Source organism: Polaribacter sp. NJDZ03 (genome assembly GCF_019263805.1).
In the GTDB taxonomy this organism is placed as follows: domain Bacteria; phylum Bacteroidota; class Bacteroidia; order Flavobacteriales; family Flavobacteriaceae; genus Polaribacter.
The window spans coordinates 1,056,048-1,080,592 of record NZ_CP079195.1; the positions used below are offsets into that span (position 1 = coordinate 1,056,048).

Genomic DNA, 24,545 nt, shown 5'->3' on the forward strand with positions numbered 1-24,545 from the left:
TTATTTATTTTTTAAATTGATATTCACTTATTTTAAAATATTTAAAATATTGTCAGTTAGTTTATCTACATCATCTATAGTAACTTCTTGTTCTCCAAAAATATTTTTTCTTGTAAAATTGATATAATCCACGGCATAGACTAAAATGTGATAATGCAATTGATACACCGTTGTTTCTTTAGAAATCTCTCCAGATTTCACTCCAATTTTCTTGATGCTTTTCATCAATTCCGCACTTTTCTCTTTAATGATTTCTGATGCAAAAAAGTTTTCATTATGTAGCAATTGATAAAAAAACTTTGATGCGTTTGGTTCATTTAGAAAATAAGCAACTCTATTTCTTATAAACTCTTCTATAAGTGGTTTAATAGTATTAGAGTTTATGGTTAATAAATATTCTAGCTCTTTATATAAGGAGTTTACCTTATCATGATAGAGTTCATTTATTAAATCTTGTTTACCTGTATAAGTTCTATACAAATATCCACCACTTACGTTTGCTTTTTTAGCAATCATTGCAATTGTAGTTGCTTCAATACCATGTTCTACAATGGTATGCATAATCGCATCTTTAATTCTTGCTATTTTATCTTCATCAATTTTACGCGCCATACTTAGAGTTATTTTCCGAATACAAAGTTATGAATAAATGTTCATTCATTTATTAAAAGGGAATAATTTTTTATCATTAATAAATATAAAACCTTAAAGTATAAGCATAAAAAAAGCATCTAAAAATACTGAAAATCAATATTTTTAGATGCTCAATATAAAGTTTTACTTGAAAATTACTTATTCAAATACATTTTACGTCTTGCGTATAAATCATAAAACTGATCGTCTCTTAAACTATCAATAAATAAAATACTTTCACCAGTAGACTTCATTTCTGGTCCTAGTTTCTTATCAACGTTCGGAAACTTGTTAAAAGAAAATACAGGTTGCTTAATTGCATATCCTTCTAATTGAGGGTTAAAATTAAAATCTGTTACTTTATTATGACCTAGCATTACTTTAGTTGCATAATTTACATAGGGTTCTTTGTATGCTTTCGCAATAAAAGGTACTGTTCTAGATGCTCTTGGGTTTGCTTCAATAATATAAACAATATCATTTTTAACTGCAAACTGAACGTTTATCAATCCAACAGTTTTTAATTCTGTTGCAATAGTACGTGTATGATCTTTAATTTGTTGTAAAACTAAATCTCCTAAATTAAACACAGGTAACGTAGCATTCGAATCTCCAGAATGAATTCCACAAGGTTCTATATGTTCCATTATTCCAATAATGTACACATTACCATCAGCATCACAAATTGCATCTGCTTCCGCCTCTATCGCTCCATCTAAATAATGATCTAACAGTAATTTATTACCAGGCATTCTTCCTAATAAATCAACAACATGCTTTACAAGCTCTTCTTTGTTGATTACAATTTTCATTCCTTGTCCTCCTAATACATAAGAAGGTCTTACTAAAATTGGGAAATCTAATTCATCTGCTAAAGCCAATGCTTCATCTGCAGTTTCTGCGATACCAAATTCTGGATAAGGAATATTGTTACTTTTTAATAATTCAGAGAAAAGCCCTCTATCTTCCGCTAAATCTAAAGCTTCAAAAGAAGTACCAATAATTTTAATTCCGTATTTCGTTAACTTTTCAGCTAATTTTAATGCCGTTTGCCCTCCTAATTGTACAATAACCCCTTCTGGTTTTTCATGACGGATGATGTCATATATATGTTCCCAAAAAACAGGTTCGAAATATAATTTATCAGCAGTATCAAAATCTGTAGAAACCGTTTCTGGATTACAGTTTATCATAATCGTTTCGTAACCACATTCTGCAGCTGCTAAAACACCATGTACACAACAGTAATCGAACTCAATTCCTTGTCCAATTCTATTTGGTCCAGAACCTAAAACAATAATTTTCTTTTTATCAGTTACAATACTTTCGTTTGCAATTGTTATTTGTCCGTCTGCTGTTTCAATCTCGTTTTCAAACGTAGAATAATAATAAGGAGTCTTTGCTTTAAATTCTGCAGCACAAGTATCTACTAATTTAAAAACACGTTGTACTTTTAATTCTTCTCTTTTAGTATATACTTCGCTTTCTAAACAACCCAACATGTGTGCTATTTGTCTGTCTCCGTACCCTTTTTGCTTCGCTTCTAGTAATAAATCTCTTCCTAAAGTATCAATTTTGTAAGTAGAAATTTCTTTTTGAAGCTGAAATAACTCTTCATATTGTTTTAAATACCACATGTCAATTTTTGTGATATCATGAATCTGAGTTAAAGGAATTCCCATTGCAATTGCATCATAAATTGCAAAAACACGATCCCAACTTGCGAAAGTTAATTTTTCTATAATTTGGTTGTAGTCTGTGTAGCCTTTTCCGTCTGCACCTAAACCGTTTCTTTTAATCTCTAAAGACTGTGTTGCTTTGTGCAATGCTTCTTGAAACGAACGTCCAATCCCCATTACCTCTCCAACAGATTTCATTTGTAAACCTAAAGTTCTATCAGAACCTTCAAATTTATCAAAATTCCAACGAGGTATTTTTACAATTACATAATCTAAAGTAGGCTCAAATAAAGCAGATGTAGATTTTGTAATTCCGTTTTCTAATTCATCTAATGTATAACCAATTGCTAATTTTGTAGCTACTTTTGCAATAGGATATCCTGTTGCTTTAGACGCTAAAGCGGATGAACGAGATACACGTGGGTTAATTTCGATAGCAATAATATCTTCTTTTTCGTCTGGTGAAACGGCAAATTGCACGTTACATCCACCTTCAAAATCTCCAATAGAACGCATCATGTGAATTGCCATGTCACGCATTTTCTGATAAGTTCTATCTGAAAGTGTCATTGCTGGGGCAACCGTAATAGAATCTCCAGTATGAATTCCCATAGGATCCATATTTTCGATAGAACATATAATGACAACATTATCGTTTTTATCACGTAATAATTCTAGCTCATATTCTTTCCATCCCATCATCGCTTTGTCAATCATCACCTCATGTATTGGTGATGCTTCTAAACCGAAACTTAAAAGTTGATCAAAATCTTCTGCTTTGTAAACAATAGAAGCTCCTGCTCCACCTAAAGTATAAGAAGAACGAATTACTAATGGAAAACCAAATTCTTGTGCAATTTCTTTTCCTTTTAAGAAAGAAGTTGCCGTAGCTTGGGGCGCCATTGGCACACCAATTTTAATCATTAATTCTCTAAATTGTTCTCTATCTTCTGTAACATTAATAGCGTCTATATCTACACCAATTAATTTTACATCAAAATCTTTCCAAATTCCTTTATCATCTGCTTCAATACAAAGGTTTAAAGCCGTTTGCCCACCCATTGTTGGTAAAACAGCATCAATTTGTGGATGCTCTTTTAAGATTTGAATGATAGATTTAGTTGTTAGTGGCAACAAGTAAATATGATCAGCCATAGATGGGTCTGTCATAATTGTTGCTGGATTTGAGTTGATTAGAACAGTTTCTATTCCATCTTCCCTTAAAGAACGTAAAGATTGTGAACCAGAATAATCAAATTCACAAGCTTGTCCAATAACAATTGGTCCAGATCCAATAATTAAAACTGATTTGAGGTCTTTTCTTTTTGGCATTGTAAGTTGTTGTGTTATGTTGTTTTACAAAAATAGTTAGTGCTTGGGTATAAAAAAAGGTGTTACTTAAAAAAAGTAACACCTAATATATTAACAAAAGTTAATCATTTATTTTTTATGTCTAGTTTCAGTAGAAACAGAAATTTTCTTTCTTCCTTTAGCTCTTCTACGAGCTAAAACCTTTCTACCATTAGCAGAAGCCATTCTTTCCATGAAACCATGTTTATTTCTTCTCTTTCTCTTTGACGGTTGGTAAGTTCTTTTTGGCATTATCTGTATTTTTAAATATCTCTGTTATTATTAGTTTTCTTAACGAAATCACATCGTTAAAAGCGTGCGCAAATATACAACTGTTTTTATTTATGACAAACACTATTTAAAAAAAAAATGAAATATTTTTGAACGATACAAAAGTACAAGTTTTAGAAATCTTTTCACCTTTTTTATTTGACAGAATTTTTAGAGTTAGTACTTTTGCGCAAACCTAAGAATACCATGAGTAATACTAAATATGTTTTTGTAACAGGAGGCGTAACATCATCACTTGGAAAAGGAATTATTGCAGCATCATTAGCAAAATTATTACAGCAAAGAGGATTTTCTGTAACTATCCAAAAACTAGACCCTTATATTAATATAGACCCAGGAACTTTAAATCCGTACGAGCATGGAGAATGTTATGTTACAGATGATGGAGCAGAAACTGATTTAGATCTAGGTCATTATGAGCGTTTTTTAAACATTCCTACAAGTCAATCTAATAACGTAACTACAGGTAAAATTTATCAATCTGTAATTAATAAAGAGCGTAAAGGAGAATTTCTAGGAAAAACGGTTCAGGTTATTCCGCATATTACCGATGAAATTAAACGTAGAATCCAAATTTTAGGAGAAACTGGTGATTATGATATTGTAATTACAGAAATTGGTGGAACTGTTGGTGATATTGAATCTTTACCTTATGTAGAGTCTGTAAGACAAATGCTTTGGGAGAAAGGAGAAGATAATGCTATTGTTATCCATTTAACATTGATTCCATTTTTAGCTGCTGCAGGTGAATTAAAAACGAAGCCTACACAACACTCTGTAAAAATGTTAATGCAAAGTGGTGTAAGTCCAGATATCTTAGTATGTAGAACAGAACATGAAATTTCTGACGACATTAAACGCAAACTAGCATTATTTTGTAATGTGAAGCAAGAAGACGTTATACAGTCTATAGATGCTGAGACTATATATGATGTGCCAAATTTAATGTTAGCTCAAGGTTTAGATACTGTTGTTTTAAATAAATTAAAACTTTCTTCTAAAGGAGAACCAGAATTAAAAGTTTGGAACGAATTTTTAACCAAACATAAAAACCCTAAACACGAAGTAGAAATTGCCTTAATTGGTAAATATATAGAGTTGCAAGATTCTTATAAATCTATTACAGAAGCGTTTATTCACGCAGGTTCTACGCATGAAACTAAAGTAAAAGTACGTTGGGTACATTCTGAAAGTTTAACACCTAAAAATGCCGAAAAGAAATTAGAAGGTGTTAATGGTATTTTAGTAGCTCCTGGTTTTGGTGATAGAGGTATTGAAGGTAAAATTAGAGCCGTAAGGTATGCAAGAGAAAATAATATTCCTTTCTTCGGAATTTGTTTAGGAATGCAAATGGCTGTAATTGAATTTGCTAGAAACGTTTTAGGTTTAGAAAATGCAAGCTCTACAGAAATGAACAAAAGCACAAAAGACCCTGTTATTAATTTAATGGAAAGTCAAAAAGATGTTACCGAAAAAGGTGGAACCATGCGTTTAGGTGCTTGGGATTGTGAGTTGAAAAGAGATTCTAAAATATATAAAGCCTATAAATCGGAATTGATTAGTGAACGCCACAGACATCGTTTTGAGTTTAACAATGCTTATTTAGAACAAATTGAAGCTGCGGGAATGAAAGCAACCGGATTCAACCCAAAAACAGGATTGGTAGAAGTTGTAGAAGTACCTACTCACCCTTGGTTTGTTGGTGTGCAATACCATCCAGAATATAAGAGTACCGTTTTAAAACCACATCCTTTATTTGTAGATTTTATTAAAGCTGCCTTAAAACAGTCTCAGAAATAAAAAAGTATTTAGTTAAACGCAGTCGAAATCTAAAATATCTCGACTGCGCTTAAAATGACATTATAAAATTAGGAATACTATTTGAACTACATACTTAGTATCAAATATAAAGGAGCAAAAATAATATAAAGCTGCTTTTTAACTACATTTGTCGCTTTTTTATCAAAAGAAACTTTTGGTTTAATGACAAATTGACATTTTAAAATAACACATGGAACAAAAAAAATTCGATATCAATTCTTTTATAGGAATGTTATTATTAGGAGGTATTTTATTATACTGGATTAACTCTAATAAACCAGATGAAACTACTGATACTTCTACGAATACAGAACAAATTGTAGACTCTACAAACAATACTTCAAATACTTTTACAGAAAACACTCCCGTTTTTGAAAACGATTCTTTAAAACAAATTGCTTACACAACTAAACTTGGTGCTTTTGCACAAAGTGCTATTAATGGTTCTAACGGTAATTCTGTTTTAGAAAACAACTTGGTTAAATTAACTGTTAGTAATAAAGGTGGACAAATTATAGAGGCAGAAATTAAGAATTACAAGACACATGATTCTTTACCTTTATATATGATAAAAGACAAAAATGCTTCTTTTAACATTAATTTTGGTACTACAGATAATAGAATTTTAAATACAAAAGATTTATTCTTTGAACCTACAGTTTCTAAAAATGGAGAAACCACTGTTCTTTCTATGAAATTAAAAGTTTCAGACACTCAATTTCTAGAATATAGATATGAGATGAAACCTAAAAATTACATGGTTAATTTTGCAGTTCGTTCTCAAGGTTTAAGTTCTGTAATTAACTCTTCTACGCCAATTAATTTAGATTGGTCTTTAGATGGTTATGCACATGAAAAGAGTGTAAAGACAGAAAATACGATGTATTCTCATCTTTATTACAAAACAGAAGATGACGTAGATCATTTAAATGCTGGTAATACAGAAATTTTAAATGATGTAGATTGGATTTCTTATAAGCAACATTTCTTTACCTCTATTTTATTAACAGATACACCTTTTAATAATAGTACGGTAACTTCTACCGATCTTATTAAAAATGAAGAATTAGATACTGTTTTTACAAAACGATATGAGTTAAAAACTCCGTTAGAATTAGCAAGTGGAGAGTTAAACTATAACATGAAATGGTTTTACGGACCAAGTGATTATAACTTATTAAAGACTTTTGAAGGTACAGATTTAGACCATACAGCAGATTTAGGTTGGGGAATTTTTGGTTTCTTAAACAGAACTGTATTTTACCCGGTATTTAACTTCTTAAAAGGATTTTTATCTAACTACGGTTTGATTATTATTTTAATGACAATTGTTGTTAGAATTATTATGTCTCCATTAGTATATAAATCTTATCTATCAAGTGCTAAAATGAAGGTGATTAGACCTGAGTTAACGGCTTTAAATGATAAATATCCAGGGAAAGAAAATGCTATGAAACGTCAGCAAGAGACCATGGCTATTCAGCGTAAAGCAGGAGTTAGCATGATGTCTGGTTGTATACCTGCCATATTACAAATGCCAGTTTTCTTTGCACTTTTTAAGTTTTTTCCTACAAACTTAGCTTTAAGACAAGAAAACTTTTTATGGGCAAATGATTTATCTTCTTATGATATGGTTTATCAATTGCCAATTAAAATACCTTTTTATGGAGATCACGTAAGTTTATTTCCAATATTAGCTTCTATTGCCATTTTCTTTTACATGAAAATGAACCAAAGTCAGCAAGCAAATATGCAACCTCCTACGCAAGAAGGTATGCCAGATATGGGAAAAATGATGAAGTATATGATTTACTTCTCTCCTATTATGATGTTGTTTTTCTTTAACAACTATGCTAGTTCATTAAGTTTGTACTACTTTGTATCTAACTTGTTAACCATTGCAATTATGTTGGTTATTAAGAACTATGTAATTGATGAAGATAAAATTCATGCTCAAATAGAAGAAAACAAAAAGAAACCGGAAAAGAAGAAAAGTAAATTCCGTCAAAAAATAGACGATGCTATGAAGCAAGCACAAGAGCAACAAGCACAACAGAAGAAGAAAAAATAATTTTTTAGCTGTTCAACATAATAAAAAATCCAAAACTTAATTGTTTTGGATTTTTTTTGGTTAAAATAATTGTAAAATCTTATATCTTTTAAGGTAAAACAAGTGTTTATACTATTGACTTTTTAACTCAAAAAAACTAACTTAGCTAACGATGAATATAAAACCTAACATATTCATATTAACGTTACCAATAATTAAAAAATCAAAATTTGTTTTCAATTCAATCTATAGAAGCAAAATATTTTATTAAAAATTATAATGTTCCCTTGTATTCCATTATTTTATTGGATGATGAATCGGATTTTTCTGTAAATTTTGTAAAATATAAAACAAAACGAAAATCTATTTTATTCCTTTCTCCTTATCAAAATTTAAAATGGTTCGGTTCTACTTCTTCAAAAGTTAAATTACTACAATTTCACGGAGATTTTTATTGTATTGAGTATCATAAAAAAGAAGTTGCTTGTAATGGATTGTTATTTAATAATATCTATTTACAACCATACGTTTCACTCAATAAAATTAAATTTCAAGAAATATCCCAACTAGTCGATAAAATGGAAAAAGAAGTTGGAGTCAATAAAAGATTTTCAGAATCTGTTATAAAATCTTACCTACAGCTCATATTTGCTATTTGTAGTAGTGAAAAAGATGAACAACTAGGAAACAAACTCACACAAAAAACTAATGAAAATGAGCTACTAACATTTCAAGGTTTGTTAGAATTTCATTTTCATAAAGAACGTAATTCTTCATTCTATGCCAATAAGTTAAACATATCTCTTTCTTCATTTAGTAAAAAAATAAAATCTCAAGTTGGAAAAACACCAACGCAACTCATCCAAGAGCGTGTTATTTTAGAAGCTAAGAAATTATTGCACCTCACTTTTAAAACTGTAAAAGAAGTTTCCATTGAGCTAAATTTTGATGACGAATTTTATTTTAGTAGATATTTTAAAAAAGAAGTTGGATTATCTCCCACTCATTTTCGTGAGAAAGTAGGGATTTCTATAGTGGCAAAATAATCCATTGTTCATCCGCTTTAATCCATTCTTTAGCTTGTTCTTAATGTATAATTTTGTTCTCAAACAAATATAATTATGAATAACTTACTTAATTTACTAATAAACAGTCAAACTAATTTTATCAATTTTATTCGTTTTGCCATTTTTATAGTAATGGTTTGGATTGGTGGTCTAAAAGCTTATCAATACGAAGCAGATGGAATAGTTCCTTTTGTAACAAATAGTCCCTTAATGAGCTTCTTTTATAAAAACACAAACAAAACAGTCATCAATGAAGAAGGAAAAACTGTTAAAGAATACATGTTACACAAAAACCCAGAAGGTAAAATGGTAGAGAAAAATATAGAATGGCATAAATCCAATAATACATATGCCTTCTCTTATGGGTTAGGAAGCGTAATTGTTATTATAGGACTTCTGACACTTTTGGGAATTTGGTTTCCAAAAATGGGTCTTTGGGGTGGATTGTTTACATTTGGAATGTCCATTGTTACTTTAACTTTCCTCATAAGCACTCCAGAAGTATATGTTCCAAATTTAGGAGGCGATATGCAAACACCTCAATTTGGATTTCCTTTTCTATCTGGAGCTGGAAGATTGGTTTTAAAAGACATTATTATGATGGCAGCTGGATTAATAATTGCATCTGACTGTGCAAAGAAGATAAAAACTACTGGCAATAACTTGTATAATTAATTGCTTGGTCACTGCCAACTTACGAACATTCCTGCGGAATACTCTATCTGTGATTTATTTACTAAATTAGTTGTTTGAACACGCAACAAACCATACACAACAACATTAACTAAAACTAGAAAAACGTCTTATAAAACTGATTTTATTCAACTTTATAAGACGTTTTTTATATTTAAATAGTCTATTAATGATTACTAAAACTTACCAACAAGTCTAGCCCTGATTGAAGTGACATCCTTTTTGTTTTTTACAAAAAGATATAACGGAAAGCAGGAAATAGCTTCAAAAAAAAAGAAGTTATCTAAAAAAAGATTTTTTGTCAATCTGAATTTATTACAGATTCTTATGAAGATTGAACTTCAATAAGTTGAGATACTGAAACATGTTCAGTATGACAAGATTTAACCTTTTTTAGATAACCTCTTTACTATTTTAGTATAGATTGCTTCGTAAATTGACAAAGACAAAAAAGAATCTAATCTTCCGTTTCTGTTTCTACTTCTGTATCCGTATCTTCTTTATGTTCTTTAAATTTACGTGTTCCTTCGTACAAATCATACTTTACAAACTTACAGTTTAAATCTCCATTTTTAAGAGCAATCCTTTTAGAGGTTCTTAAACCTACACACTTTAAAGCATCTGTATCTGAAGTAATTAACCAAGCTGTAGAACCTGGGTAATTGTTTTTAAGAGTATCTCCTATTTTTTTATAAAATTCTTCAGTATCAATATTTAAACGCTCACCATAAGGTGGATTAAACAAAATAGTAGTTTTACCAAAAACCTCTTTTGTTGAGTTAAAAAAGTTAACGTGGTGTACACCAATAAACTCATCTAAATTGGCATTTACTACATTGTCTTGTGCTTTTTGAACGGCAGAAGGTGCTTTATCAAAGCCCATTATTTTAAAATGAGAAGAACGGATTTTATTTAATAACGATTCTTGAATGGTAAAATACAAGTCTTCATCATAATCTTTCCAATTCTCAAAAGCAAATAGTTTTCTATTAATGTTTGCCGGAATATTACAGGCAATCATAGCAGCCTCAATTAAAATAGTACCAGAACCACACATTGGGTCTATAAAGTTTTCCTCACCCGTATAACCAGACAATAAAACCATACCTGCAGCCAAAACTTCGTTTATTGGCGCAATATTAGTTGCAGTTCTATACCCTCTTTTATGCAAAGAATCTCCAGATGAATCTAAAGAAACAGTTAACCAGTCTTTTTGAATGTGAATGTGTATTTTTAAATCTGGATAATCTAAATCTACATTTGGTCTTTTACTATATTTATGTCTAAAATAATCTGCAATAGCATCTTTAGATTTTAAAGAAATATAATGCGAGTTAGAGGTAAAATTCTTAGAGTTTACTACGGCTCCAATTGCAAAAGTACCTTCGGTATCTAAATAGTTTTCCCATTTAATTTTCTGAATTGCTTCATACAAATCTTCTTCATCGTAGATTTTACAAACTTTAATCGGTTTTAAAATTCTTACAGCTGTTCTTAAAGCAATATTTGCTTTGTACATAAAACCGCTATCTCCTCTAAAAGAAACCATTCTAACTCCCTCATTAACATCTTGTGCTCCTAGGTCTCTTAATTCTTTTGCCAAAACACCTTCTAAACCGAAAAGTGTTGTTGCTGTCATTTTAAAATCTTTGTTCATGCTCATAAAATTGACTGCAAAAATACTATTTATAAATAGCTTTTATACTAATTAAGAAATTCATTTTACAGAACGTAAGATTTGGTTACTTTTACAGACTGAAATGCCTATAATGGCAAAAGGCTAAGGAAAGCCAATAGCAATAAAAGTAATTAACTGGTTATTGCAAATTTTATAAAAATGGAAACAAAAGATTGGTTTACAGATTGGTTTAACACCTCTTACTATCACACACTTTATAAGGAACGAAATGACGATGAAGCGCAATTGTTTATGAAGAATATTACTTCTTTTTTAAACTTGCCAAAAACAACGCATATTTTAGATTTACCATGTGGTAAAGGGCGTCATTCTGTATTTTTAAACTCTTTAGGGTACACTGTTACTGGTGGTGATTTGGCAGAAAACAGTATTAATGCTGCAAAAGAATTTGAAAATGATACGTTAAAATTTAATGTGCATGACATGCGCAAGCATTTTCATCATACGTATGATGCTATTTTTAATTTATTTACAAGTTTTGGCTATTTTAAAGATGATAAAGAGGATATTTTAATTCTTGAAAACATTAAAAACGGATTGAATAAAGACGGCTTTTTTGTTTTTGACTTTTTAAATGCCGAAAAAGTAAAACTTAATTTAGTAAAAAAAGAAACTAAAACGGTAGATCATATTACTTTTAATATTGAAAGAGAAATTAAAGATGGTTTTATCTTAAAGCATATTTCTTTTTTTGCTGATGGAGAAAACCATACATATACAGAACAAGTAAAATACCTAGACCTTACTAAAATGACTACTTTTTTAGAAAAAGTGGGGTTTACGATTACTACTGTTTTTGGAAATTACAACTTAGATACCTTTGAAGCAAAAACTTCTGATAGATTAATTATTATTGCAAAATGAGTTATATTCTACTATTAATAGCCGTTTTTATTGGTTCTATTTTTGTTTTTATAATAAAACCAAGTAAAAAAGCTGTTCGTCTATTATTAGCTTTTAGTGGTGCCTATTTGTTATCTGTTACTATTCTACATTTACTGCCAGAAGTATATGCTGAAACTACAGAATATAAAAAAATAGGAATTTTTATATTAATCGGAATTATTATTCAGTCTGTATTAGAGTCTTTTTCTAAAGGAGCAGAACACGGACATATACATATTCATTCTGATGGTAAGGAGTTTCCAACCCTGTTATTTATAAGTTTATCATTACACGCATTTTCTGAAGGTTTACCTATTCATCATGCAGGTGATAATTTACTATGGGCCATTGTAGTGCATAAAATACCTATTGCATTTGTTTTAACTACCTTTTTAATTCAGACTAAATATTCTAAAAAAATAACGTTTATTTTCTTGATAGTTTTTGCTTTTATGAGTCCTTTAGGGTTATTATTAGGTGATAAAATTACTTTTTTTACAACCTATGCTAAAGAAATTACTGCATTAATTATTGGGGTATTTCTTCATATTTCTACCATTATTCTTTTTGAAGGCTCTGAAAATCACAAATTTAACTTACAGAAATTTATCGCTATCATTTTAGGTGTTTTATTTACCGTTTTTACGTTGTAATGATATTGATTAAAACTGTAGAAATTATTGTACATTTAAAAGTAAGGTATTGTACACAAACTAATGAAAACCAAATTACATATATTTAAAGTTGTTGCTAAACATTTAAGCTTTACAAAAGCTGCTGAGCAATTATATCTTTCTCAGCCTGCCATATCTAAGTCTATTAAAAATTTAGAGCAAGAGTTTAAAACCACCTTATTTATAAGAAAAAGGAACTCAATTGAATTGACAACTGAAGGAAAGTCTTTTCTTATTTATACGAATAAAATTTTGGCTATTTATGCAGAAATGGATGAAAAATTTCTTCATAAAAAAGATGATTTATCAAATTTCATCAACTTTGGTGTAAGTACCACCTTATCTAACTACATTATTCCTAAAGTAATTGCAAAATTTAGAATGCAATTTCCTCAAACAAAATTTAATATCATAAGTAATAATTCTGAAAATATTGAAGCCCTAATTTTAAACGAAGAAATAGATTTTGGAATTACAGAAGGAAGTATATCAAACCCTAAATTACATTTTGAGAAATTTATTAAAGACGAAATTGTACTTGTAACAAATGTAAATAATAATACCTTTCAAAAAAGGAGTATTGATATAGAAACACTTCAAAAAATTCCCATGATTGAACGTGAAAAGGGTTCTGGAACAAAAGTAATTATAGATAGTTACCTTTTAAATCATAAAATTAAGAAACTTAATTCTGTTGTATCTTTTAATAGTACGGAAGCCATTAAAAATTATTTATACAATTCAGACCATTACGCCCTACTCTCTATCCATTCTATTTCTGACGATTTGATGAGTAATAAACTCAAAATAATAGACATTAAAGATTTAAGTATTGAAAGGTGGTTCTATTTTGTAAATAGAACGGGATATCTTTCTAATACTTTTGATTATTTTAAAAAATTTACTCGAAATAACTATAACTTTTAGTTATCTCACATAGCTAATTAATTTGCTTTAAAGTAATTAATACTTGCTACTTTTGTATCAAATAATACACAATGATATGAAAGATTTTACCTCAAAAACTATTTATTTTCTTCTAGTTCTAATTACTCTTTTAGGTTTTGTAAACAGCCCAACAGCCTTAATCATCGGTTTTGTATATACCATTATCTTCAAAAATCCATTCCAGACATATAGCCACAAAGTTATTCATTATTTACTAAAAATTTCTGTTGTGGGATTGGGCTTCGGAATGTTTATAAAAGAAACTTTAGCTACAAGTAAAGCAGGGTTTGGGCTAACTATTTATTCTATTCTATTAACGGTAACAATAGGTTTATTGTTAACAAGGCTTTTAAAAATAGATTTAAAGTTAGGACATCTTATTACCTCTGGAACTGCAATTTGTGGTGGGAGTGCAATTGCTGCTATTTCATCTGTTATTAAAGCAAAAAGTAAAAATATAAGTATTGCTTTAGGAATTGTATTTTTATTAAACTCTATTGCATTGTTTGTATTTCCTGCAGTTGGGCATTTTCTAAACTTAACACAAGAGCAATTTGGTTTGTGGTGTGCAATTGCAATACACGATACAAGTTCTGTTGTTGGAGCTGCTTTAGAGTACGGAGAAGAAGCTTTGCGAATAGCGACTACCGTAAAACTCTCTAGAACACTGTGGATTATTCCTTTATCAATTTTTTCAATGTTTCTTTTTAAAACAAAAGGAGAAAAAATTAAAATACCCTATTTTATTCTTCTATTTATTGTAGCTATTATGATAAATAGTTACCACCTTTTACCTGAACCAACTACTAATTTTATTGTTTTAATATCAAAACGATTGTTATTACTAACTTTATTTCTAGTAGGAGCTAGTATTTCTATAAAAGACTTAAAATCTACAGGAATAAAACCTATAATATTGGCACTTACACTGTGGATCTTTATTTCAATATTTTCGTTAGTCTATATATTAAATTAGTGCAGTTAATTTAAATATTAAATTAACGACAAAAAAAAGAGGCTGTCTAAAAAGCTATAAACATTGTCATGTTGAAATTTATTCAGTATCTTAACTTACTGAAAATCAAGTTTCAAAAGAATCTGAAATAAATTCAAAATGACAAAAATTCACTTTTTAGACAACCTCTTTTAATTATAATCGTTTAATAATGTTCTTAATTGGCTACCTCATTTATAAATTTAATTCGCATTAAACGTAGTTCATCTTCATCATAATCTCCATCAAACTCATCTAAAGCATCTTGAATCTTATCTGTATCTGCTTCCATAAAGTAATCATGTATTTCTTCTTGTTGATCTTCATCTAACAAATCATCTAAAGAATAATCGATATTTAACTTGGTTCCAGAAAAAATAATCATTTCCATTTCTTTAATTAGTTCATCCATTTTAAGTCCCTTAGACTTCGCAATATCTTCTAATGGTAATTTTTTATCTGTATTCTGAATAATAAAAAGTTTTAATCCAGAGTTTGTACCTGTACTTTTTACAATTAAATCATCTGGTCTTAAAATATCATTCTCATCAACATAACTAGCTATTAATTTAATAAAATCTTTACCAAATTTTCTAGCTTTACCTTCTCCTACTCCATGTACAGTAGATAATTCTGCTAAAGTTATTGGGTATTTTAAAGCCATATCATCTAACGATGGATCTTGAAAAACAGCAAAAGGAGGTACACCTTGTTTTGTTGCTACATTTTTACGTAAATCTTTTAATAGTTTCACTAATTTATCATCGGCAACGCCTCCAGAAGATTTAGCATTTGTAATAATAGAATTATCATCCTCTTCACTATAAGAATGATCTTCTGTCATCATAAATGAAGTAGGATTTTTTATATAAGCATCTCCTTTTTCAGTTAATTTAACAACTCCATATTGTTCTATTTCTTTCTTTATTAAATTAATTACCAAAATCTGTCTGATTAAGGCCATCCAATAAAGTGCAGATTTATCTTTACCACTTCCAAAAAAAGACTGTAAATGTGTTTTATGAGAAGTTAATAATGCGTTTTCTTTTCCTACAATTGTATTTACAATCTCTTTAGACTTATACTTTTGTAAGGTCTTTTTTACAACCTTTAATAAAAGCTGTACATCATCTTTAGCTTCGTGTTTTTTCTTAGGGTTTCTAGAGTTGTCATCCATATCTGCTCCATCGCCGTTTTCAGCATCAAATTCTTCGCCAAAATAATGTAACAAATATTTACGCCTGTTCATAGACGTTTCTGCATAACCAACTACTTCTTGCAATAATGCATGCCCAATTTCTTGTTCTGCAACAGGCTTGCTGGCCATAAATTTTTCTAATTTTTCTATATCTTTATAAGCATAGAACGCTAAACAATATCCTTCGCCATCATCACGACCTGCTCTTCCGGTTTCTTGATAATAACTTTCTAAACTTTTTGGAATGTCGTGGTGAATTACAAAACGAACATCTGGCTTGTCAATTCCCATACCAAATGCTATTGTAGCTACTACAACATCACAATCTTCCATTAAAAACATGTCTTGATGCTTTACTCTAGTTTTAGCATCTAAACCAGCATGATATGGAACAGCTTTAATTCCGTTTACTTGTAAAACCTGAGCAACTTCTTCAACTTTTTTCCTGCTTAAGCAGTAGATAATTCCAGATTTACCCATTCTTTGTTTTACAAAGCGAATAATATCTTTTTCTACTTCCTTTGTTTTTGGTCTTACCTCATAAAATAAATTAGGCCTATTAAATGACGCTTTAAATCTATTTGCTTCCGGAATTCCTAACGTTTTTAAAATATCTTCTTGTACTTTTTCTGTTGCAGTTGCCGTTAAGCAAATAACAGGTACATTATCTATTGCCTTAATAATATGTTTTAGATTTCGGTATTCAGGTCTAAAATCGTGGCCCCATTCAGAAATACAATGCGCTTCATCAATAGCAACAAAAGAAATTTTTTGAGTTCTTAAAAAAGTAACATATTCTTCTTTTATTAAAGATTCTGGTGCTACATACAAAAGTTTTGTAATTCCGTTAGCAATATCTTCTTTAACTTGGGCTACATCTGTTTTATTTAAAGATGAATTTAAAACATGTGCTACACCATTATGCTCAGAAATACCTCTAATTGCATCTACTTGATTTTTCATTAAAGCAATTAATGGAGAAACTACAATAGCCGTTCCTTCAGACATTAAAGCGGGTAATTGATAACAAAGTGATTTACCTCCACCTGTTGGCATTATTACAAAAGTATTGTTATTCTCTACAATACTTTTAATTACTTGCTCTTGTAAACCTTTAAATTTATTAAATCCAAAGAACTTTTTTAGAGGGGTATATAAATCCATTTTATTAAATATTCGTTTAACGTTAAAAACAATTCACAAACATACTATTATATTTGCTCTAATTATTATTTATAGTAAATTTGCTTGTTACTTAATTTAAAGATATAACTTTTTTTTATTCTGATAAAATACCAAACATTTGAAAAAAACAAACACAATTATAAATACTGCTAGAGAAACTATTTTAACAGAGAGTAATGCTATTGCTAATTTAGCAAAATTAATTGATGCGGACTTTGAAGAGGCCGTTAAATTTATTTTAAATTCAAATGGAAGGGTAATTGTAACCGGAATTGGTAAAAGTGCAAACATTGCATCTAAAATAGTTGCTACTTTTAATTCTACCGGAACCCCTGCTATTTTTATGCATGCCGCAGATGCTATTCATGGAGATTTAGGAAACGTACAACAAGACGATGTTGTTATTTGCCTCTCTAAAAGCGGTAATACTCCAGAAATAAAGGTTTTAGTTCCGTTAATAAAAAATTATGGAAATAAAATAGTGGCAATTACAGGAAACATTGACTCTTATTTAGGTGAGCACGCAGATTTTACATTAAATGCTTATGTAGAAAAAGAAGCATGCCCAAATAATTTAGCACCAACAACAAGTACAACTGCCCAATTAGTTTTGGGAGATGCATTGGCTGTTTGTTTACTAAACTTACGAGGTTTTACTAGTAAAGATTTTGCAAAATACCACCCAGGAGGCGCTTTAGGTAAGCGTTTATACCTAAGAGTATCTGATTTGGTAGAAAAAAACCAGGTTCCTGCTGTTAACGAAACAGATAGTATTGCAAAAGTTATTGTAGAAATTTCTGAAAAAAGATTAGGCGCTACTGCTGTTTTAAATAAAGAGAAATTAACAGGTATTATTACCGATGGAGATATTAGAAGAATGCTTACTAAATCTACACAGATTTCTCAAATTACAGCAAAAGACATAATGGGTAAAAACCCAAAAACTATATTAGAGGATGCAATGGCAGTAGATGCATTAACTATTATGGAAAAAAATAGCATTACACAAATGTTGGTTGTAGACCATAAAAACAAATATGTAGGTGTTGTACATTTACATGATTTAATTAAAGAAGGAATTTTCTAATGGCAGAACAACAGAAAGAAATGTCCTTTTTAGGACATTTAGAAGAATTAAGATGGCACTTAGTAAGAAGTGCAGCAGCAATATTTATTATAGCAATTGTATTATTTGTGTTTCAAAAAGAAGTATACGAAAACTTTTTATTGGCACACAGAAAATCCGATTTTATAACTTATCAATTATTTTGTGATTTTTTCACTTATTTTGGATTAGATAGTGGTTTTTGCAATGTTGTATTTAAAGACAATTTAATAAGTTTAAAACCCACCCAACAATTAATGAATTCTATTTGGTCTTCATTTATATTGGGTATTATTCTAGCTTTCCCTTATCTTTTATGGGAAATATGGCGTTTTGTTGCTCCTGGATTGACTAAAAAAGAAGTAAATAAATCTAGAGGATTTATTTTTATAGCCTCTTTTCTATTTTTCTGTGGTATCGCTTTTAGCTTTTATGTAATTGCACCTATTTCTATACACTTTTTGTATAATTATCAAATTACAGATCTAATTCAGAATAGCTTTACTTTAGACTCTCATATAGGGCTAGTTACCAATATGTTATTAGGAGTTTCAATATTATTTGAATTACCGGTTTTGGTTTACTTTTTAACTAAAATTGGTTTAGTAACACCAGAGTTCTTAAAAAAATATAGAAAACACGCACTAGTAGTTGTATTAATTTTAGCAGCTATTATTACACCTCCAGACGTTGCGAGTCAGGTAATTGTGGCAATTCCTATTCTTATTTTGTATGAAATAAGTATTAGAGTTTCAAAAGTAGTAATTAAAAAACAAGAAAAAAATGCACGAAAAAGTACAAGAGTTTAATGACTATCGTCAGAAAATGAATGATAAAATTTTAGATTCTGATAATAAAGTAATCAAAAGAATATTTAATTTAGACACAAATACCTTTAAAGAAGGGCACTTACCAGTTAAAACAAAAGAACTTTTAGGCTTAGTAGCTTCTGCAGTTTTACGTTGTGATGATTGTGTACAATATCATTTAGAAGCTGCTATGAAAAACGGAGTTACTAAAGAAGAAATGATAGAAACGATGTCTATTGCTACCTTAGTTGGTGGTACAATTGTAATTCCGCATTTAAGAAGAGCTGTTGAGTATTGGGAAATGCTAGAAAATAAGTAAGCAGTTTAATTTGCAGTAATCAGTATAAAAATGAATGTTATGAATCTATTAAGATTTTAAAAAACATAATTTATTACTTTTACACAAACTAACATTACACGTTTCAACAATTAAACAATTACACATATTTATAAAATATGATTTTAAGAGCAGAAAACATAGAGAAAATCTACGGAAGTAGAAAAGTTGTTACCGGAATTTCATTAGAGGTAAAACAAGGTGAAATTATTGGACTTTTAGGTCCTAATGGAGCTGGAAAAACAACTTCTTTTTATATGATTGTTGGGATGATAAAACCAAATTCGGGTAAAATTTTCTTAAATGATGAAGAAATTTCTCAAGACGCCATGTACAAACGTGCCCAAAAAGGGATTGGTTATCTAGCACAAGAAGCTTCTATTTTTAGAAAATTGTCTGTTGAAGAAAACATTATGTCAGTTTTACAATTTACAGATTTATCAAAAAAAGCACAAAAAGAAAAGTTAGAGTCTCTAATTGAAGAGTTTAATATTGGTCATGTTCGTAAAAATAGAGGAGATTTATTATCCGGAGGAGAAAGACGTAGAACAGAAATTGCACGTTGCTTAGCCTCTGACCCAAATTTTATTTTATTAGATGAACCTTTTGCGGGGGTAGATCCTATTGCTGTAGAAGACATACAAAGTATTGTTGCGCATTTAAAAGACAGAAACATCGGTATTTTAATTACAGATCATGATGTACAAGCAACATTAGCGATTACAGATAAAACCTATTTAATGTACCAAGGTAGTATTCTAAAAAGCGGAACACCAGAAGAATTGGCAGCAGATGAAATGGTTAGAAAAGTATATTTAGGTAAAGATTTTGAATTGAAAAAGAGGAAGATTTTTTAATTATTAATAATTAAAAAATTACCTTTTTTTTAGATATATAAAAATAGAAACATACACCTTTCTTATCTTCATCTCTTTTCTTTAATTCTATTTTACCCCCAAGTCTTTTTACTATAGACTTTACAGTTGCTAAACCTATTCCTGTATTATTATTGTTAGGATCATTATTTCCTAATGTTTCAAACATTTCAAATACTTTAGCCCAATACTTCTCTTCAATACCAGGACCATTGTCTTCATAGATAAAATAATAATTTTCTATATCTTCTTTAAAACTTACCTTAATTTCTGATTTATCTTCATCATAAAACTTTCTAGAATTAGAAATTAAGTTCTGAAATATTTGAACTAATCCTATTTGAGAACTAAAAATATCTAAATTTAAGTTATTAGCGTCTAAAATAATTTTGTTTTCAAAATCGATATTAACTACAATTTTATCTAATAGCTCTTTTAAATTAAAGTTCTCAAAAACAATATTTTCACTAGTAACTTTAGAATAGTTTAAAATCTCATTTATTAAGCTATCTACATATACAATTCTATCTGCTATTAAAGAAATGTATTCCTCTGCTTCTGTGTTTTCAAAAATTGATATATAATCTTGTTTTAAAACATCTAACAAAAAACTTATTCCATTTATAGGCGATTTTAAATCATGAGTTAGTCTATTTGCAAAATTATTTAACTGTTCATTTAATTTGGCTATCTTATCATTAGACAGTGCCAATTCTTCATTTTTCTTTCTAAGTTCTAAAAGTACAACTACTTGTTTTGATAATAATAGAAGAGACTCTCTCTGGCTGTCATTTAATTCGTTTGGCTTGTTATCAATAACACATAAAGTACCTAACGGAAATCCTTCTGAACTATTTAAAGGAGCACCTGCATAAAAGATTACATTTGGGGCATTTACAGTTAAAGGGTTGTCAAAAAAACGATGATCTTTAGTCGCATCATTAATTACAAATAATTCATTAGGTTTTAAAATACTATGCGCGCAAAAAGAGAGTTCTCTGGGCGTTTCTGTTGCTTCTATACCATATGTAGATTTAAACCACTGCCTATCTTCATCAACTATAGAAACAAGTGCTATAGTAGTATTGCAAATACTAGAAGCTATTTTTGTAATGGCATCGTATTCTTCTTCTGGTAAAGAGTCTAAAATATTATAGTTTTTTAAAACGTCTAACCTTTGTTTTTCATTTTGGGGGATTCTGGCTACTTCCATTAAAAATCTAGATATAAAAAATAATTATTTTTTAAAAAGTGATATTATAATGTACAATATAATAATAATTGGAATAGAAAGGAAATTAAAAGTAAAAATTAAAAGTAAAGAAGCTAAAAGGAAAGAATAAACAACAATATTTTTTTTAATAGCGTAATCTTTAAACTTCAATGAAAACAGCGGTAATTCTGCATTCATTAAATAGGTTAGTAATAAAGTAATTGCTATTAAAAAATAATTATTTCCTATTAAATTTTGTGCAAATTCTATTGTAGAATATTCTTGAATTAAAGGTAAAGAAATAATAAACAAACTCATTGCAGGTGTTGGTAAACCTATAAAAGAATCTGATTGTCTGGTATCAATATTAAATTTTGCTAACCTATAACAAGCTCCTAAAGTTAATAGTAGCCCCAAATAAGGCAAGTAATTTTGTTCATTAAAATCATTTAAGCCCGATGCATTTTCTATCAATAATTTGTAAACAATAATTCCGGGTACCACACCACTTGTAACCATATCTGCTAAAGAATCTAATTGTTTACCTAACTCACCAGATACATTTAGTAATCGAGCCGCAAAGCCATCAAAAAAATCAAATAAAATTCCTAGAACAACAAATAATCCAGCGTAAACAAAATCTCCTTCAACAGCAAAAATTGTTGCAACTGTTCCACAAAAAAGATTACCAAGCGTTATTAAATTAGGAATGTGTTTTTTAAAATTCATTTTTATAGTTTGATTTAAAGGCTAAAATAAGAAAATCGATTTTATTGGTTTTCATTATCCTTAAAATTTTATAATATTTGTACCAATATTTAAGAACTTGCCACGAATTCACCAATAAAATTAAAATGAACACTACTAACATCTCATTTTATTTTAGATTTTAAACTTTACAAACCAAAAGATGCCTGTATTAACCTCTAACTTTACTCCTACCTTTCTTTTTAAAAATGGTCATTTTAATACTATTTATAGATCTGTTTTTTCAAAAGAATCTTGTAAATATAAAAGAAAAAGAGTTTCTACTTGGGACAATGATTTTATTGATTTAGACTTTTCTTTAGTAGGCTCTAAAACCTTAGTTTTATTAATTCATGGTTTAGAAGGAAGTTCTCAATCTAAATACATCGTATCTACTACAAAATATTTAAACCAAAAGGGATTAGATACCGTTTGTTTTAATTTAAGAGGTTGTTCTGGAGATGATAATTTACTTTTAGGTACGTACCACAGTGGTAAAACAGAAGATGTAGATTTTATAGTAAAACATCTTTCAAGAAATTACGAGTATGAAAATATCATACTAATTGGTTTTAGTTTAGGCGGAAATTTAACCTTAAAATATATTGGAGAACAATCAGAAAATAGTGCAACTAAAGTAAAAGGAGGAATAGCAATATCTGTTCCTATTGATATTGCTTCAGGAGAATTTGAGCTAGAAAAATTAAAGAACAAATTGTATTTAGAGCGGTTTTTAAAAACCATGAAAACTAAAATTTTAGAAAAAGCTGCTAAATTTCCTGAATTTCAGTTAGATAAAGACTTGTTAGCTAAAGCTACCCGATTTAAACATTTAGAAAGTTTATACACAGTTCCTGTATTTGGGTTTGAGAGTCCAGAAGATTATTGGGAAAAAGCGAGTGCAAAACCATATTTATCTAAAATAAAAATACCAACTTTACTTATCAATTCTAAAGACGATACTTTTTTATCTAATCAGTGCTTTCCTTTTGATGAAGCAAATAATTCTAAAAATTTCTTTTTTGAAACGACCAATTATGGCGGCCATTGTGGCTTTATATCTTCTTTTTACAGTGCTAAAAACAACTGGTTAGAGCTTAGAATTGAAAGATTTATCAGACAAAATATTCAGATTCATCTATTGTAAACAATATCTTTAAAAAACTACTGTTATTTTAGTAGGTTTTTAGATATTTGTTACTGATAATTTACATCTTTTGAAACACAAAATATTATTTTTTATACTACTTACTCCATTCCTTTTATCTGCACAGGCATTTAGAAGTTATTCCAATGAATTTTTAACTATTGGGGTAGACGCTGCAGGGTTAGGGATGAGTAAAAGTGTTGTTGCCACAACAAATGATGTCAATTCTATTTACTGGAATCCTGCAGGATTAGTAGGTATAGAAGACTACCAAGGTTCCCTAATGCACGCCTCTTATTTTGCCGGAATAGCCAATTACAATCATGCAAGTTTTGCTATGCCAATAGACAAAGAAAGTGCTGTTGGAGTTTCTATAATTCGTTTTGGTGTAGATGATATTTTAAATACTACAGAATTAATTGACAGTGATGGAAATATTGATTATAATAATATTAGCCTTTTTTCATCAGTAGATTATGCTTTTAACTTTGCGTATGCTCGTAATTTAATTTTTAAGGATGTTAAATTTGGTGTAAATGCAAAAATAGTCAGAAGAATTATTGGTGATTTTGCTTCTTCTTATGGTTTTGGTTTTGATGCCGGAATTCAGTTTGAACGTAATTCTTGGAAATTTGGTGTAATGGCTAGAGACATTACCACCACTTTTAATAGTTGGGCAATTAATGAAGATGAGTTTAATAAAATTAAGAAGGCTATTCCAGGACAAAATCAAGATTTACCAGAAACAACAGAAATAACCAAACCTAAACTACAGTTAGGTGTCGCTAAAAACTGGAGAATAGGCCGTATGTTTCATTTACTTTCAGAAATAAATGCAAATATGCGTTTTACCAAAACAAACGATATTTTTTCTTCAGATGTTTTAAGTATAGACCCTGCAATGGGGTTTCAAGTAGATTATGACGAATTGGTTTATTTAAGAGCCGGCGTTGGTAATTTTCAATACATGACAGAATTCGATAACTCAAAATCACTTTCTATGCAACCCAATTTTGGTGTTGGTTTTAAATACAATGGCATAAAAATAGATTATGCTTTAACTAACATTGGTAGTGTTGGTAACGCTTTGTATTCAAATATTTTTTCAATTACAATAGATTATAGTTTTTTTAGACCTTAGTTTT

21 protein-coding genes are annotated in these 24,545 nt (G+C 29.4%); 14 read left to right on the top strand and 7 right to left on the bottom strand.

Features of this window, described 5'->3' with window-relative positions; translation table 11 throughout:
* Window positions 1–27: 27 nt before the first annotated feature.
* The 3 genes from KV700_RS04405 to rpmH form a co-directional block, all read right to left on the bottom strand.
* Entirely contained in the window at window positions 28–612 is a 585-nt protein-coding gene (locus KV700_RS04405; RefSeq protein WP_218599325.1) for a TetR/AcrR family transcriptional regulator, read from the bottom strand.
* Window positions 613–788: 176 nt separating this feature from the next.
* Window positions 789–3,644, bottom strand: coding sequence for a carbamoyl-phosphate synthase large subunit (carB, locus tag KV700_RS04410; RefSeq protein ID WP_218599326.1), 2,856 nt, complete (start codon window positions 3,642–3,644; stop codon window positions 789–791).
* A gap of 108 nt (window positions 3,645–3,752) precedes the next feature.
* Window positions 3,753–3,914: a 50S ribosomal protein L34 gene (gene rpmH / locus KV700_RS04415; protein WP_036820926.1), complete on the bottom strand. Its 162-nt coding sequence runs from the start codon at window positions 3,912–3,914 to the stop codon at window positions 3,753–3,755.
* A gap of 225 nt (window positions 3,915–4,139) precedes the next feature.
* On the opposite strand from rpmH, the gene KV700_RS04420 reads away from it, so the two are divergent.
* The 4 genes from KV700_RS04420 to KV700_RS04435 all read left to right on the top strand — a co-directional run bounded on the left by KV700_RS04420 (window position 4,140) and on the right by KV700_RS04435 (window position 9,566).
* A complete protein-coding gene (locus KV700_RS04420) occupies window positions 4,140–5,753 on the top strand; it encodes a CTP synthase (protein ID WP_166382161.1) in 1,614 nt (537 codons plus the stop codon).
* A gap of 211 nt (window positions 5,754–5,964) precedes the next feature.
* Window positions 5,965–7,845 carry a membrane protein insertase YidC gene (gene yidC, locus KV700_RS04425; protein ID WP_218599327.1) on the top strand — a complete coding sequence of 627 codons (1,881 nt, stop codon included), beginning with the start codon at window positions 5,965–5,967 and terminating at the stop codon, window positions 7,843–7,845.
* A 209-nt stretch (window positions 7,846–8,054) separates the two neighbouring features.
* Entirely contained in the window at window positions 8,055–8,870 is an 816-nt protein-coding gene (locus KV700_RS04430) for an AraC family transcriptional regulator (protein ID WP_254712968.1), read from the top strand.
* 75 nt (window positions 8,871–8,945) lie between these two features.
* Window positions 8,946–9,566, top strand: a complete 621-nt coding sequence (locus KV700_RS04435) for a DUF417 family protein (protein WP_218599328.1) — start codon at window positions 8,946–8,948, stop codon at window positions 9,564–9,566.
* 475 nt (window positions 9,567–10,041) lie between these two features.
* Here KV700_RS04435 and KV700_RS04440 read toward each other — a convergent pair whose 3' ends face one another.
* Window positions 10,042–11,241 (bottom strand): class I SAM-dependent RNA methyltransferase, encoded by a 1,200-nt coding sequence (locus KV700_RS04440; protein ID WP_218599329.1) that lies wholly within the window; start codon window positions 11,239–11,241, stop codon window positions 10,042–10,044.
* A gap of 180 nt (window positions 11,242–11,421) precedes the next feature.
* Here KV700_RS04440 and KV700_RS04445 point away from each other — a divergent pair, with 180 nt between their 5' ends.
* From KV700_RS04445 to KV700_RS04460, 4 genes are all read left to right on the top strand, one after another.
* On the top strand, window positions 11,422–12,147 hold the full coding sequence (locus KV700_RS04445) for a class I SAM-dependent methyltransferase (RefSeq protein ID WP_166382153.1): 726 nt from the start codon (window positions 11,422–11,424) through the stop codon (window positions 12,145–12,147).
* Window positions 12,144–12,821: a ZIP family metal transporter gene (locus tag KV700_RS04450; protein WP_166382151.1), complete on the top strand. Its 678-nt coding sequence runs from the start codon at window positions 12,144–12,146 to the stop codon at window positions 12,819–12,821. Before KV700_RS04445 ends, KV700_RS04450 begins: the two co-directional genes overlap by 4 nt.
* Before the next feature lie 63 nt (window positions 12,822–12,884).
* Window positions 12,885–13,769, top strand: a complete 885-nt coding sequence (locus tag KV700_RS04455) for a LysR family transcriptional regulator (protein ID WP_166382149.1) — start codon at window positions 12,885–12,887, stop codon at window positions 13,767–13,769.
* A 76-nt stretch (window positions 13,770–13,845) separates the two neighbouring features.
* On the top strand, window positions 13,846–14,766 hold the full coding sequence (locus tag KV700_RS04460) for a YeiH family protein (protein WP_218599330.1): 921 nt from the start codon (window positions 13,846–13,848) through the stop codon (window positions 14,764–14,766).
* Between the two features lie 196 nt (window positions 14,767–14,962).
* Here KV700_RS04460 and KV700_RS04465 read toward each other — a convergent pair whose 3' ends face one another.
* Window positions 14,963–17,146: an ATP-dependent DNA helicase RecQ gene (locus KV700_RS04465; protein WP_218599331.1), complete on the bottom strand. Its 2,184-nt coding sequence runs from the start codon at window positions 17,144–17,146 to the stop codon at window positions 14,963–14,965.
* A gap of 139 nt (window positions 17,147–17,285) precedes the next feature.
* On the opposite strand from KV700_RS04465, the gene KV700_RS04470 reads away from it, so the two are divergent.
* From KV700_RS04470 to lptB, 4 genes are all read left to right on the top strand, one after another.
* Window positions 17,286–18,254 carry an SIS domain-containing protein gene (locus KV700_RS04470; protein WP_166382143.1) on the top strand — a complete coding sequence of 323 codons (969 nt, stop codon included), beginning with the start codon at window positions 17,286–17,288 and terminating at the stop codon, window positions 18,252–18,254.
* Entirely contained in the window at window positions 18,254–19,081 is an 828-nt protein-coding gene (tatC, locus tag KV700_RS04475; protein ID WP_166382141.1) for a twin-arginine translocase subunit TatC, read from the top strand. The genes KV700_RS04470 and tatC overlap by 1 nt, the downstream gene beginning before the upstream one ends.
* On the top strand, window positions 19,056–19,400 hold the full coding sequence (locus KV700_RS04480) for a carboxymuconolactone decarboxylase family protein (protein ID WP_218599332.1): 345 nt from the start codon (window positions 19,056–19,058) through the stop codon (window positions 19,398–19,400). Before tatC ends, KV700_RS04480 begins: the two co-directional genes overlap by 26 nt.
* A 137-nt stretch (window positions 19,401–19,537) precedes the next feature.
* The gene (lptB, locus tag KV700_RS04485; protein WP_166382139.1) at window positions 19,538–20,275 is read left to right on the top strand and encodes an LPS export ABC transporter ATP-binding protein; all 738 of its coding nucleotides are present in this window, start codon (window positions 19,538–19,540) and stop codon (window positions 20,273–20,275) included.
* A 10-nt stretch (window positions 20,276–20,285) separates the two neighbouring features.
* Here the strand turns inward: lptB and KV700_RS04490 are convergent, their stop codons facing one another.
* Both KV700_RS04490 and KV700_RS04495 read right to left on the bottom strand, forming a co-directional pair.
* Complete coding sequence (locus tag KV700_RS04490) at window positions 20,286–21,506, bottom strand: GAF domain-containing sensor histidine kinase (RefSeq protein WP_218599333.1); 1,221 nt, start codon at window positions 21,504–21,506, stop codon at window positions 20,286–20,288.
* A 24-nt stretch (window positions 21,507–21,530) separates the two neighbouring features.
* A complete protein-coding gene (locus KV700_RS04495) occupies window positions 21,531–22,235 on the bottom strand; it encodes a phosphatidylcholine/phosphatidylserine synthase (protein ID WP_166382135.1) in 705 nt (234 codons plus the stop codon).
* 181 nt (window positions 22,236–22,416) lie between these two features.
* On the opposite strand from KV700_RS04495, the gene KV700_RS04500 reads away from it, so the two are divergent.
* Both KV700_RS04500 and KV700_RS04505 read left to right on the top strand, forming a co-directional pair.
* Complete coding sequence (locus tag KV700_RS04500; RefSeq protein ID WP_218599334.1) at window positions 22,417–23,400, top strand: YheT family hydrolase; 984 nt, start codon at window positions 22,417–22,419, stop codon at window positions 23,398–23,400.
* A 70-nt stretch (window positions 23,401–23,470) separates the two neighbouring features.
* Window positions 23,471–24,541 (top strand): PorV/PorQ family protein, encoded by a 1,071-nt coding sequence (locus tag KV700_RS04505; protein ID WP_218599335.1) that lies wholly within the window; start codon window positions 23,471–23,473, stop codon window positions 24,539–24,541.
* The last annotated feature ends 4 nt before the right edge of the window (window positions 24,542–24,545 follow it).

Bases quoted from the DNA above. Each gene is read 5' to 3' on its own strand.
- KV700_RS04405 (WP_218599325.1), bottom strand. From the start codon at position 612: ATGGCGCGTAAAATTGATGAAGATAAAATAGCAAGAATTAAAGATGCG.
- carB (WP_218599326.1), bottom strand. From the start codon at position 3,644: ATGCCAAAAAGAAAAGACCTCAAATCAGTTTTAATTATTGGATCTGGA.
- rpmH (WP_036820926.1), bottom strand. From the start codon at position 3,914: ATGCCAAAAAGAACTTACCAACCGTCAAAGAGAAAGAGAAGAAATAAA.
- KV700_RS04420 (WP_166382161.1), top strand. From the start codon at position 4,140: ATGAGTAATACTAAATATGTTTTTGTAACAGGAGGCGTAACATCATCA.
- yidC (WP_218599327.1), top strand. From the start codon at position 5,965: ATGGAACAAAAAAAATTCGATATCAATTCTTTTATAGGAATGTTATTA.
- KV700_RS04435 (WP_218599328.1), top strand. From the start codon at position 8,946: ATGAATAACTTACTTAATTTACTAATAAACAGTCAAACTAATTTTATC.
- KV700_RS04440 (WP_218599329.1), bottom strand. From the start codon at position 11,241: ATGAACAAAGATTTTAAAATGACAGCAACAACACTTTTCGGTTTAGAA.
- KV700_RS04445 (WP_166382153.1), top strand. From the start codon at position 11,422: ATGGAAACAAAAGATTGGTTTACAGATTGGTTTAACACCTCTTACTAT.
- KV700_RS04450 (WP_166382151.1), top strand. From the start codon at position 12,144: ATGAGTTATATTCTACTATTAATAGCCGTTTTTATTGGTTCTATTTTT.
- KV700_RS04455 (WP_166382149.1), top strand. From the start codon at position 12,885: ATGAAAACCAAATTACATATATTTAAAGTTGTTGCTAAACATTTAAGC.
- KV700_RS04460 (WP_218599330.1), top strand. From the start codon at position 13,846: ATGAAAGATTTTACCTCAAAAACTATTTATTTTCTTCTAGTTCTAATT.
- KV700_RS04465 (WP_218599331.1), bottom strand. From the start codon at position 17,146: ATGGATTTATATACCCCTCTAAAAAAGTTCTTTGGATTTAATAAATTT.
- tatC (WP_166382141.1), top strand. From the start codon at position 18,254: ATGGCAGAACAACAGAAAGAAATGTCCTTTTTAGGACATTTAGAAGAA.
- KV700_RS04480 (WP_218599332.1), top strand. From the start codon at position 19,056: ATGCACGAAAAAGTACAAGAGTTTAATGACTATCGTCAGAAAATGAAT.
- lptB (WP_166382139.1), top strand. From the start codon at position 19,538: ATGATTTTAAGAGCAGAAAACATAGAGAAAATCTACGGAAGTAGAAAA.
- KV700_RS04490 (WP_218599333.1), bottom strand. From the start codon at position 21,506: ATGGAAGTAGCCAGAATCCCCCAAAATGAAAAACAAAGGTTAGACGTT.
- KV700_RS04495 (WP_166382135.1), bottom strand. From the start codon at position 22,235: ATGAATTTTAAAAAACACATTCCTAATTTAATAACGCTTGGTAATCTT.
- KV700_RS04500 (WP_218599334.1), top strand. From the start codon at position 22,417: ATGCCTGTATTAACCTCTAACTTTACTCCTACCTTTCTTTTTAAAAAT.